Source organism: Granulicatella seriolae, assembly GCF_024543085.1.
Taxonomy (GTDB): Bacteria; Bacillota; Bacilli; order Lactobacillales; family Aerococcaceae; genus Granulicatella; species Granulicatella seriolae.
Genome location: NZ_JANHNZ010000003.1, coordinates 58,940 through 71,758, shown reverse-complemented (window position 1 = coordinate 71,758; position 12,819 = coordinate 58,940). Strand labels below are relative to the sequence as shown.

Annotated in this window: 11 protein-coding genes; 1 reads left to right on the top strand and 10 read right to left on the bottom strand. The window is 39.0% G+C overall.

Features of this window, described 5'->3' with window-relative positions:
• Positions 1-81 precede the first annotated feature (81 nt).
• Positions 82-876 carry a DUF1189 domain-containing protein gene (locus NPA36_RS04260; RefSeq protein WP_256944868.1) on the bottom strand — a complete coding sequence of 265 codons (795 nt, stop codon included), beginning with the start codon at positions 874-876 and terminating at the stop codon, positions 82-84.
• A gap of 255 nt (positions 877-1,131) precedes the next feature.
• On the opposite strand from NPA36_RS04260, the gene zwf reads away from it, so the two are divergent.
• Positions 1,132-2,586 (top strand): glucose-6-phosphate dehydrogenase, encoded by a 1,455-nt coding sequence (gene zwf, locus NPA36_RS04255; protein WP_256944867.1) that lies wholly within the window; start codon positions 1,132-1,134, stop codon positions 2,584-2,586.
• A gap of 562 nt (positions 2,587-3,148) precedes the next feature.
• Here the strand turns inward: zwf and NPA36_RS04250 are convergent.
• From NPA36_RS04250 to opp4B, 9 genes are all read right to left on the bottom strand, one after another.
• On the bottom strand, positions 3,149-3,964 hold the full coding sequence (locus tag NPA36_RS04250) for a serine hydrolase (protein ID WP_256944866.1): 816 nt from the start codon (positions 3,962-3,964) through the stop codon (positions 3,149-3,151).
• An 11-nt stretch (positions 3,965-3,975) separates the two neighbouring features.
• Positions 3,976-4,947 carry a dipeptidase gene (locus NPA36_RS04245; protein WP_256944865.1) on the bottom strand — a complete coding sequence of 324 codons (972 nt, stop codon included), beginning with the start codon at positions 4,945-4,947 and terminating at the stop codon, positions 3,976-3,978.
• A gap of 1 nt (position 4,948) precedes the next feature.
• A complete protein-coding gene (locus NPA36_RS04240) occupies positions 4,949-5,905 on the bottom strand; it encodes a C40 family peptidase (RefSeq protein ID WP_256944864.1) in 957 nt (318 codons plus the stop codon).
• A gap of 41 nt (positions 5,906-5,946) precedes the next feature.
• The gene (locus NPA36_RS04235; protein WP_256944863.1) at positions 5,947-7,578 is read right to left on the bottom strand and encodes a peptide ABC transporter substrate-binding protein; all 1,632 of its coding nucleotides are present in this window, start codon (positions 7,576-7,578) and stop codon (positions 5,947-5,949) included.
• A gap of 98 nt (positions 7,579-7,676) precedes the next feature.
• Positions 7,677-9,830: a DNA topoisomerase III gene (locus tag NPA36_RS04230; RefSeq protein ID WP_256944862.1), complete on the bottom strand. Its 2,154-nt coding sequence runs from the start codon at positions 9,828-9,830 to the stop codon at positions 7,677-7,679.
• 81 nt (positions 9,831-9,911) lie between these two features.
• On the bottom strand, positions 9,912-10,343 hold the full coding sequence (locus NPA36_RS04225) for a NusG domain II-containing protein (RefSeq protein WP_256944861.1): 432 nt from the start codon (positions 10,341-10,343) through the stop codon (positions 9,912-9,914).
• 1 nt (position 10,344) lies between these two features.
• Positions 10,345-10,767 carry a hypothetical protein gene (locus NPA36_RS04220; protein ID WP_256944860.1) on the bottom strand — a complete coding sequence of 141 codons (423 nt, stop codon included), beginning with the start codon at positions 10,765-10,767 and terminating at the stop codon, positions 10,345-10,347.
• A 143-nt stretch (positions 10,768-10,910) separates the two neighbouring features.
• Positions 10,911-11,819, bottom strand: coding sequence for an ABC transporter permease (locus tag NPA36_RS04215; RefSeq protein ID WP_256945048.1), 909 nt, complete (start codon positions 11,817-11,819; stop codon positions 10,911-10,913).
• Positions 11,820-11,855: 36 nt separating this feature from the next.
• Positions 11,856-12,818 carry an oligopeptide ABC transporter permease gene (gene opp4B, locus NPA36_RS04210; protein WP_256944859.1) on the bottom strand — a complete coding sequence of 321 codons (963 nt, stop codon included), beginning with the start codon at positions 12,816-12,818 and terminating at the stop codon, positions 11,856-11,858.
• Position 12,819 lies beyond the last annotated feature (1 nt).

Sequence of the window (12,819 nt, the reverse complement as noted above, 5' to 3'; positions counted from 1 at the left end):
AACTTGAACCACAAATAAAAACAACCCCTAACTCACTCCATACATGCGAGTAAGTTAGGGGCTAGATGCGAATCAAATTCATCAAGGCTTCTGCCTATTTGGGTCAGTATAGACTAGGTAAAAAGTAATCATTGCAAAAATCCCCATAAGAATAGGTAAATCAGCAACAACCACCCCCAGTAAAAGCATAACGGAATACAGAATAATTGGTAATACCACACTCCCTAATGAAAACTGCCATAATTGCTTGAAAGTATACATTTCTTGGTTTTGGTTGGCAATTCTGAACATTATTCGATTAATCCAATACAAGAAATAGACCGACGCTAAAACATAGAGCAATAGAATAATATAGAAAATCAAAATGAAAACAGCAAAACCAATCCAGATTTGTCTTGAAAAAGTCTTGATAAAAGTGCTGACAACCCCTTTATTTAATTGAGGTATGTCGGCATAAGAAAAAGTTCTATCAATAACAGATAAATCAACATAGAGTTGGTCAGCCAACAAGCCTGCACTAGGGTATAAATTCCCTGCCTCCAATGAAATATCCTCTTTAGTGGTTGTCCCACTTGGATCAAAAGTAAAAATAAAAGCATCAGCCTGAAAGACAAAGCCTTTGACACTGCTGTCCTCTGTCTTCAGTTTACCATCTACAATGGAAAACTCAGGAATTTTTTCAGATAAGTCTAACAAATCACTTTGAAACTGTTTAATATAAGTAAGCGTACTAAAAATACTAGGTATCATTAGAATAAACGTTAATAAAGATATAATCCAACGACTGGTCACCAATGGCTCTTTAAAAACCCGCCACAATTTTTGCGGGGTGCGAATACTAATGCTTAAAAATTCTATCTCGCGTATGATAATCAACTCCTTACCTAATAGTCTAATGCAGTAGAATATAAATAGCAATATTTTAAAAAGACTTATTAAAATTTATCCTACTTTTCTCTTGAGACCAGAACTTTTACATAGACATTTCACTTTGATTAAATTAAACTAAATGAGATAGAAATTTTTACAGATAGAATCTGTCTCATGATAGCTGATAAAGCTATAATTAATTTATGTGACAAGTCTATCGTAAATTTTCTGATTGAATGATTTAGTTTAAGGAGGAATACTATGGAAGAGCATCATACCTTAATTACCCTATTTGGTGCTACAGGAGATTTAGCAAAACGCAAGTTGTATCCAGCACTTTTCCGACTTTATAAAAAAGGATATTTAAAAGACCATTTTGCAGTTATTGGGACAGCTAGAAGAGAATGGGATGACAATTTTTTCCGTTCTGTCGTTTTAGAATCAGTGGCATCTCTAATCGATTCACCTCAGGATGCTGAAGCCTTTGCTTCTCATTTCTACTACCTGCCTCACAATGTCAATGACACGCAACACTATGTTTACCTGAAAGAACTGTCCAAGTCTTTAGACAAGGAATACAGCTTAGATGGTAATCGTATTTTTTACCTGGCCATGGCGCCCGACTTCTTCGGCACCATTACACAGCACTTAAAAGACGAAGAACTACTAACCACTAATGGCTACAATCGCTTGATTATTGAAAAACCATTTGGTCGAGATTATCAATCTGCTTCTGCATTAAATGAACAGTTACGTCTCTCCTTTGATGAAGACCAGATCTACCGTATCGACCACTACTTGGGTAAAGAGATGATTCAAAACATCTCTGCGGTAAGGTTTGCCAACCGGGTCTTTGAGGCCTTATGGTCAAAAGAATACATTTCCAATGTTCAAATTACTCTAGCTGAGGAAGTTGGTGTTGAAGAACGTGGTGGTTATTATGAAAAAAGTGGTGCTTTAAGAGATATGGTACAAAATCATATCCTACAAATCCTTGCCCTTGTAGCCATGGAGCCACCTACGTCATTTGCTGATGTTAGACAGAAAAAAATAGATGTTCTTAAATCACTCAAGCAAGAAGGACTCGAAGAGATTAGTCAAACTTTTATTCGAGGTCAATACGGTCCTTCCGAAGATGGCAAGGAAGAAGGCTACCGTCAAGATGCTAATGTAGATGACCATTCCGATATGGAAACCTTTGTTGCTGGACGGATTGAAATCGCTAATGAACGTTGGGCTGGCGTACCATTCTACATTCGAACTGGTAAGAGCATGGGCTGTAAGAAAACAGTGATTCATGTGGAATTTAAGCCAGCTGAATCGACCCTTTTTTCTCAAGTAGCAAAGCATGATGTGTCTGCTAACCGTATCTCAATTCATATCACACCTAAAGAAGGCTTTTGTTTTATCATCAATTCTAAGGCAGTCGGCCAAAGTTTTGAATTGCAATCTAGTCATCTCGAAAAAATCTTCGATAAAAACTTTGCCCTAAGCAGTCCAGAAGCATATGAACGCTTAATTCTGGACTGTATGACAGGTGACATGACCAACTTTACACACTGGGAAGAAGTCGCAGCATCATGGCAATATGTTGACCGCATTCGTCAAGCTTGGGACGCTAAACCAGCCTGCGAATTTCCTAACTACGCATCCGGTCAAATGGGACCACAAGCCAGCTATGACCTACTAACATCACAAGGACATACTTGGATTTAAACATAAAAAAGAGCCTTTCACTTGCCGTTATACAAGTATTGGCTCTTTTTTATTGAATGACATGTTTTAAAAAAACTCCTCAAAGTAATCGAGTTGGTGTTGGGCAAAAGTTACTAAAGAATAGCATACATTTTTAAGCCCTAAAAGAGTTCCCGAGAAACATATCAGAATAACGATGTAAAGCATAGCTGACGCACAGTGACTGTTGGGGCTGGGCAAAAAGTCCTTGCTGCTATTTAAACAAAAGAGTTTGGCGAAAATCTTACCAGAAATAACGGTGTAAAGCATAGCTGACGCACAGTGGATGTTTCGGCTTTAGCCGATTACAGCCACGTAGACAGTTAAGCCAGTGAGACCTCGGCTCACGGCGATGCACCGTTCTCATTTCTGGTAAGATTTTCGCCAAACTCTTTTGTGATTTAAATATAAATATTAATCATTATGGAGTTTTTGCCCAGCACCTTTCCAGTCACGTAGACAGCTAAGCCGAAAGACCAAGGCTTTCGGCGGTGCCACCGTTCTGATTTCTGATATGTTTCTCGGGAACTCTTTTATTTTATTTTCATACAGACTCTTTATCTAGTCCTAATTCCTCATAGACCACCATGTCAAAATAAGTTCGACTAAAGTCACTAATCCAGTTAATCAGTTGATTACTATGGCATTCTCCATGAGTCAAAACACAAAAAACTAATTGCTTGTCATCTTTTATTAGAATCCCACCATCATGTTCGATGCCATCCATCTCGCCAGTTTTATGAGCAAATAATATAGATGGGTTCAAAAAGCGAGGAATTTTACCATTATTAGCTTGATTTAGCAGGAAATGCATCATCTTTTGATTAGACTCTTTTGATGCAAGCTCTCCCTTAGCTAACAACTTAAAAAAGCGATAGCAATCTCCAACACTTGTGTAGTTATGTAGCCCAGAATCACGTGCCACATAATCCATAAACTTTCTCTCTATTCGTGTTTGCCCAAACCCATGCGCATCAATCCATTTTTGAATGGTTTTTATGCCTAGTAAATCAATCAAGTAATTACTTGTATCATTGTCACTATAAACAATCGTCAGGGCTAATAGTTCTTCTAGGCTTAGCTTCCTTATACTAGGCATCCATTCCATTGGGCCACCACCACCGACTCGATGACTTGGTATAGGAATCTGTTGGCTTAAACTCAAGCGTCCAGCTTCAATCTCTTGAAAACAAGTTCCCACGATAAAGAGTTTCAACATACTGGCAGAATGAAATTGACGATTCTTTTGGACAAAGAACGGCTCATTATCTGATGGACTAAAATCCATCGCAACCGCAACCTCAAATGGCGCTGCTTTAAGCTGCTCTTCCAAGACAGAAATAAGTCTTACCTTATCCATTTTGTATCCTCCTAGTTCATAATATGTTTTAAAAAGCCTTGTGCATTTTGAAAATGAAACTTATCCATCTGTCGGTTCGTTAAGCCATCTTTTTTTAATTGCTGAGACAATAGATTTAACATGCTGGCATCTTTAATTTCATGTTTACCAGAAATACCATCAAAGTCACTCCCTAGAGCAACAATATCTTCTCCCCCAACCTTTATCAAATGTCTGACATGAGCGCTCATTTTTTCGACGCTACCATAAGGATGGGCCATAGTACTGTCAAGAAAGGTTGGTGCAAAATTTAAGCCAACAACACCGCCTTTTTCAGCGATGGCCTTAATCATAGGGTCGGTCAAATTTCTAGGATGATTGACCAAACTACGACAATTAGAATGAGAAGCCAAGATTGGTGATTTATGATGTTCAATGACATCCCAGAAACCTCCATCTGATAAATGTGAGACGTCCACCATCATACCCAGCTCTTGCATCCGCTCTATGACATCAAAACCAAACTTTTTCAAGCCTTTAGACATGAGATTAGCCTGGCTACTATTGGGATAACCTATACAGTTTTCATGATTCCATGTCAAGGTAATTAAACGAACGCCCTTTTCATAATAATCCTCCAACTTTGACATATCTCCTTGAATGCTGCGACCATCCTCTAGGGTCAAGAATGTTGCAAGTTTACCACTAGCCTGTGCTTCAAGATAATCCTCATAATTATTGCAATGTTTCAAAAACGAGGCATACTTGCTTACATTTTCCTGATAAATAGCCATTAAGGATTGAACATACTCATCATCACTAATCCCATAAGACTGCATTTCTTCAAGAGGCAAAAGAAAAATCGCCATAAATTGTGCCTTGGCCTGATTGACTAATAGACTTTTCCAATCCAGTTGGTAATTGTTTTGATATAGGTCAGGCTGATTTTCTTCAAAAGCCTTTAATAAGGTATCACAATGAAAATCAATTGCGGGTATTTTCAATTTACTTACTTCCCTTCACATCACTTGCGTTTGGTAAAAAACTACGAATGGTAATTAATTCCCTTTCATATTTGGTGCCACGAATGTCATCTATTTGAACCTTTGAGCCTGGTGTTTGCGAATGAATCATATGATAATCGCCCAGATACATGCCCACATGATGAATAAAACCTTTCTCATCCCCTTCAAGATAAGCGAAAAATAAGAGGTCGCCTTCTTGGGCATCTTCTATAGAGACCACTGTTCCTTGAAGTGCTTGAAATTGAGCATCACGATTCAGCCAAATATTAAAGGTACGATACAAAGTCAGCATAAAACCACTACAGTCAAAACCTACAGTAGAAATCCCAGCCCAAACATAAGGTAAATCTAGAAATGTCTTAGCTAAGTCCACGATATGCCGTCTATCTTCATAATGTAGATTTCCATTTAAAACCCTCGTAAACCGCTTAGAAATGGTTAAGCTACCAAGTGGTGAAGCAACCATATAATTCTTCTCATCTTGACCAACTATCGCCAAAACGACTCCAATGGATAGCTGAATATCTACAAGACCTTGGCTCTCAAAAGCACTACTGCCCATGGAATAAATTTCCCCATAGGCAGATTTGTCGGTTATAACCAGATATTGATCTGAAGGCTTTTCTTCATGATCTTCAGCCAAATCCCTAGTAAACATCCAGCCGATATAACCTAGACTTGCATAACTACTGTTGGGCTGGCCTTGATTGCAAAGCGCCACTTTTGAATAGATGCCCTTTTCTTCTAGAACCTCAACTCGCTCACCAAACAGAGCCTCCGAATCCACCAACAAATCATCATATAGTTCCATGACCTGTTGATGGCTCAATTTGTAGTACTTTTTTTGATAATCTTGTTCGTATAATGCTGACTTGATGGGATGCTCGTCTGGGTTCGTAAATAAAAAACTAGTGGTTGATTGGACTACTTTTATCATATTGCCTCCTGTAATTTCCAAAAGCCAACAAGATATGTCCTTTACTGACTAATGGTAATATAACGATAATTTTCGCTTCCAAATACTGGTAAATAGATGTCATGAACGTTTGGATTTAGCAGATATGCGGTCGCCGTCTGATAAAGTGGAATCTGTACATAATGTTGCCCAATTGCTACTTGTTCCGCCTTAACTAATAGTTCCCAGCGTTTTATAGGGTCTCCATATGCAGCTTTTGCTTGGTCAAGCAAGGCATCCACATCATCAAATTTGTATTTGCCACGGGTAATACCTGAATGAAACCTTTCCACATAGTTAACTGGATCTGCAAAATCAGCTATCCAGTTGGACATAGCCATCTCAAAGTCACCACTGCGGATGTTGGTTTGTTTTACCTTAAAGGGAACTGGTTTCACAATAATCGTTAGACCTGGCAAAGTTGTTTGTAGCTGGTCCTGGATATATTCGGCTACTTTTTTAGACTTATCGGTGTCCGATGTGGTCAAGGTCAAAGTAACACTATCCGTTTGCATCTCTGATAAAGCAATTGCCCAAGCTTCTTTGGCTTGTTCTGGATTATATGAGGTCAAATCACCAGATTCTTTACGGAAATCCTCGCTAGTGTTTGGGTTATAAGCCAAACCACTTGGAACAAACCCATAGATTGGAACAGAGCCGTCCTTCATAATATCTTGTGCATAGCTAGCCATATTAATGGATTGGGTTAAGGCTTGGCGAACATTTTGATTAGCCAAAATAGGATTGGTGTGGTTTAGCTCAATAAAGTTAGAGGTACTTTCCAATCTAGAGTGAAAATCTTTTCTATCTTTGTACTGATCTATATAATCTCCAGACAGGGCTACATAGTCTAATTGCTTATTTTCATAGAGGTTAACATTAGTTGTTTCTGTCGCAATAACCCTAACAGTAACCTTGTCTACTTTAATCTTGTCATGGTCGTAATAGTCAGGATTTTTGGTTAGAATCCAAGAACCACCCTTAGCCGCATCCCAATCCTTCATAAGAAATGGTCCGTTGTAGACCAAATGCTCTGAGCTAGCCCCATAGTCATCTCCTTGAGCTTCTACAAAGGTCTGATTCATAGGGAAAAAGAATGGTAAGGATAAAAGGTCCAAGAAATAGGTCGTTGGTTGAGTCAAAGTTACTTTGAGTGTATTATCATCCACTGCTTCAACGCCTAATGTTGATAGGTCTTGCTTACTATTGATTATCTCTGTTGCATTAGCGATTAAGCCATCATACATATAGCCGTACCCTGAAGCAACAGCTGGGTCCACCATTTTACGCCATGAGAAAACAAAATCTTTGGCAGTCACTGGATCCCCATTAGACCATTTGGCATCTTTTCTTAAGTGAAAGGTATAGGTCAAGAAATCTTTACTGATATCTGTTTTACTGGCAAGTGCCGGTATCGTTTTTCCATCCTTATCTTTTGTGTATAAGCCTTCGAAAACATTATTCATGACATTAAAGGAAACCAAATCCGTTGCTACTGTCATATTCATTGAAGGAATATCAGATGAAGTGGATAAGGTAACTTCTTGTGTCGACTCTTGGTTAGAGGTACTTGTCTTAGGGCTACAACCAATAATTACAATGATAGTAAGTATTGATAGTAGTGGGAAAACTCGTCTTACAAGCCTATTAAGCATAGTTCTTCCTCTCCTTCTTTTTTAATAAATACTTTCTAACCTAATTATCCCTTATTGTGAACTTAACATCAAGCAAAATCTCATTATTTTTTAATTTCTTATTTAAAATCTTTTAAGGCTTCAAACAAAGCGTTGTTAATAGGTTCTTCCTTATTCTGTTTTTTTAGATAATTTTGAACACTTCTTTTGTCTGCTTTACCGCCAGATTTGCCTTTTTTCCGTTCTATAAAATGACTATATTTTTCTCGGTAACCACAAGAGCAGACAAATAATTGACCCTCACCCTCTCCAACTAGACTAAGTTTCTTTCTACATTGTGGGCATGGAGAGTTGGTTATACGAGCTAGATTCTTACGGTAGCCACACTCTCGGTCTTGGCAAACCAAAAGTTTCCCTTTCTTACCATTAACTTCAAGCAAGGCTTTGCCACAGTCGGGGCATTTTTTACCTGATAAGTTATCGTGTTTGAAATTCTCTTGGCTTTTTTTAATTTCGCTAACTAAGTCCTTGGTGTAATGTTTGATGTTTTTGATGAATTCATCCTTGGACAGGCTTCCTTCTTCAATCTGACCAAGTTGAATTTCCCATTGACTGGTTAATTCGGGAGATTTCATGGCTTGGGGTACTAGGTCAAGCAATTGCTTGCCTTTGCTGGTCGTCATTATGGCCTGCCCTTTTTTCTCCAATAGGAAGGAGGAAAATAGTTTATCCATGATGTCCGCTCGCGTTGCTACAGTGCCTAGCCCTCCAGTTTTTTTCAAAGTCTCTTTGAGTAACTTATCTTCCGTTTGCATAAAAGCAGTGGGATTTTCCATAGCAGACAGTAAAGTTGCCTCGTTGAAGTATGCTGGTGCCTTGGTGGAGCCGACTGTTTCTTGGAGATGGTCAACTGAAACCTGCTCACCAAGCTTATAGTGGTAAAGAGTTTTGCTCTCCTTTTCTCCTTTGTCGTAAACTGCCGTCCAACCTACTTGGAGGGTCACTTGGTTTTTAAGGGTGAATGTTTCACCAGCAACAACCAGCTCTATCTCTCTTTCCTCCACCATTTGATCGGCTAAAAATACAGCGATAAATCGTTTGACAACCAAGTCGTATATCGCCAATTCCTTTTGACTCAAGCGAGATCTTGGTATGGCCACTTCTGTCGGTATGATAGCATGGTGGTCAGAAACTTTTTGGTCATTAAAGATAGCCTTGTTAGACTTAGGAACAGACTGTTTTAGTAAGTAGCGGTATTCCTTAAAATCATTCGTCAAAACCGCTTTTAAGCGATCTCCTATAGTCTCAGCCATATCCGAACTTAAATACCTGGAATCTGTCCGAGGATAAGTTAAAACCTTGTGGCTCTCATATAAGCTCTGACAAATGTTCAAGGTTTCCTTTGGACTATAGCCAAATTTTTGGAAGGCTTCTCGCTGCAATTCCGTTAGATCAAACAATAAAGGTGCCTTCTTCTGTTTTTTGGACTGATTCAGGTGACTAACTTTAGCAGGCTTGCCCTCTAAAGTCTTTAGTTTTTCCTGAACCGCTTGACGATTGAAGCGATCAATCCCTTTGCCCTCTTTCCAAATGAAGATGTCACCTGACTTAGTGATTAACTTGATACCATAGAATGACTTTTCTTTAAAATTTCGTATGGTTTCTTCTCTTTTTGCCACCATAGCTACAACTGGTGTTTGAACACGACCACTGTTTAACGAGGCGTTAAACTTGGTAGTTAGAGCTCTCGTAACATTTAGACCAACATACCAATCCGCCTGTGCACGAGCTTGAGCTGCTTCATAAAGAGAATAATACTTAGCAGCAGGTTTTAGCTTCTGAAAGCCTTCCTTAATGGCCTTATCGGTAACAGAAGAAATCCACAAACGTTTCATAGGTTTATTAACTTTAGCCTGTACAATAATCCAACGGGCCACTAGCTCCCCTTCTCGTCCTGCATCAGTCGCTATAATAATCTCACCCACATCTTGGCGGTGCAAGAGTGATTTGACTTGATTGAATTGTTTTGACGTCTGCTTCATAACGGTCAACTTCATTTTATCTGGTAACATAGGTAGGTCGTCTAAGTTCCAGGTCTTGTATTTTTGGTCATAAAACTCTGGTTCAGCAAGTGTGACTAAGTGGCCCAAAGCCCAAGTCACAATGCTATCTTTACCTTCAAAATAGCCATTTTTAGCCTGTGTGCAATGTAGGACGCGGGCGATATCTTTGGCTACTGAAGGTTTTTCAGCTAATATCAGTCGTTTTTTCATCGTAAAGTAACATCCTTTTCAATTGAATTTATGAAAGAAAAGCTAATCCTCTTCTAGTTTCGAGAAGCGAATTAGCTTTTGTTATAAAGGTATAATCGTATCGTCTACCTGACCCGTGTTAGAAATAATTTCAATCATTAAACCATGTGGCAAACAAATACTTGTTTGCCCCGGCTTAGATATCCAGCCCGTACGCACCGCAATCTGGTCGGGACTATTGTCCTCTTTAACCCGAATACGAGTCCCATCAACTTCGATAATATTGTACTGGTTGTCATGTGGATAATAGGTGAAGAGCTCATTGGGAGTCTCTTCGGTAAGAGCAACTCGCTTAACCTCCTGCCCATCAATGGTAATGACAGCAATCACTTGAGCATTATTTTTAGCATCAGCAGCCCTAGCCTCTTGCAAGGCAAAGAGTACATTTGGTAAAAATGACAAAACTAAGAGCGCCAAAACAATCCACACATCCCAAGGACGAATTTGTTGATGATAGCTTTTAAGCTTGTTCATGCTAAATAACCTCAGCTAGGTTTGGCAATAACTGGTAGGCAATGCTGGAACCGACTACCATAATATCATAAAGTGGTTTGACATTTTCCTTTGAAATTCTTGAAACTACTCTAATATAGATTTCCCCATCAGCAGCTAGAATCGCCGTATAATGAGCTGTTTGGGAAATATTTAAAGCATTAAGCCTTTCTAAAACAGCAGCCTTTTTATCAAAACTAGTCACAAATGCTAACTCATCAAAGACAACCTGGTAATCGGCTACGTCCTCTTGGTTTTGCACAACTAAACTAAAATGAATGGGCTTATTTGGTTGAAGCGTAAACATGCCATTATAGACAAAGTTTCCATCAGCAGCTTGCTCTTTTTTTAAGGGCAAACCTTTTTCCTCAAACAATTGGTCAATCGCATCTGTAATATTGGTCATAATTCATCGACACCTTCCTATATGAATACCTCTCTATTGTACCGTATTTTACTTCATAAACCAATAAGAAAAGCAAGCAAGTACAGCCAAACAAAAAAAGGCGGCTCCCACATCTCCGTGAGACCACCTTTCTTTGTATGATCTTATCCTAAACGTTGTTTTGAGTCAGCTGCACGTTGAAGTGCTTGACCGATATAGTTGATACACAACATCATAACCAATATCAATAGCGCTGCTGGCAACCAAATCCATGTTTTGTTCTCGATGATGTCTGCTGTTTTGGCTGCAGAAATCAAGGTGCCTAAACTTGGACTAGTGTATGGCAAACCGAACCCTAAGTAACTCAAACCAGTTTCAATACCGATATTACCAGCAAAACTTAAGGTCAAGTTAACAATGATCAGTGAGCTTAAGTTTGGCAGGATTTCACGAAGCATAATCTGTATATTGCTTGAACCTAGTGTTTTTGAGGCATTCACATAATCAAGTCTTGCTTCCGACAAGGTTCTGCTTCGAATTAACCGAGCTTTCCCTGTCCAGTAGAAAGCACTCATGATAAGGACAAAGTGATATACACTGTAGGTTGGAATAATCGTTACAAAAACGATAATAATCATCAATGTCGGTAAAATCATGATAAAGTCTACAATACGCATAATAACTGAATCAATTGCACCACCAAAATAACCAGAGATGATACCAATTGATACCCCGATAATACTAGTAATAATTGTAATTGAAAATCCGATAACGATAGAATTACGTGCACCGATTATCATTTGTAGGAAGACATCACGCCCACCTTCATCAGTTCCAAGTATATATTGTCCACCTGGTGCTTTAAAGCGTGACAAGAGATTAACCTTCATGGCTGATTCTGTATCTATAAATAAAGCACCGATAAAAATAGCTAGCAATAATGTAATTAGTATAATTAAAGCTGCCATTGCCACTTTATCTTTAGCGAATTCACGTACAATTACTTGAAATCCGGCAGGTGGTGTAGGGGTAGCTTCATTTGTTTCCATTTCTATTTCTTCTTGCATGTTCATATTTTGTTGCTCCATATCTACGAAAACCTCCTTCTTTTATTGTACGCGGATACGTGGGTCGACAATACTCATGATAATATCAGATAACAAGGTACCCAGTAAGGTGGCTAGACCAAACAAGAGCATTAGTGCCAAGATAACACTGTAGTCACGTGATGTAATCGCTGAGATAAATAAGTTCCCCATCCCTGGGTAAGAGAAGATGGTTTCAATAAAGACCGAACCTGTGATTAACCCCGTTAACTCATAACCAAAGAATGCTGCGATTGGCAAGATAGAGTTACGGAAGATATGTCTGTTGTAAACAACACGTTCTGGAACCCCTTTAGCTCTGGCTGTACGAACATAGTCTTGGCTCTTCGCATCAATAACCCCTGTACGTAAGTACTGCACCGTACCGGTCGTCGATAAGATAGCCATGGTAAAGGCCGGTAATAATAGATGGTGGAAGCGGCTGAGGTAATAAGAAAAAGTGCCCGCCGGAATCCCTGACATTACTGAACCACGTGTTGGGAACCAGTTTAATGTGTATCCAAATAACCATAAGAGGATTAGGGCGAATACGAAGACTGGAATTGAATAAGTGATAAAGGTATAGACAACCACAAAACGGTCAATCCAAGAGTTTTGGTAGCGTCCAGCTAGCATCCCTAAAGGAAGAGAAATAGAATAAGTGATGATTAAAGTAACTAATGATAACCAAATCGTATTGGTAATTCGTTCACCGATTAATCTAGTAACTGGTAAACGGTAGGTATAACTCATTCCAAAATCACCTTGTAAAGCATCCCCCACCCAACGGAAATATTGGACATGGATTGGGTCATAAAAGCCATATTGTTGACGAAGTGCCTCAATGGTAGCTGGATCAGTATCAGGTGTAATCATTCCAGAAAACGGGTCACCGGGCATCATTTTAGCGATAGCAAACACGATAATACTCAAGATAATAACTTGAGGAATCATTAATAATACACGTCGAAGAATTGTTTTCCACATC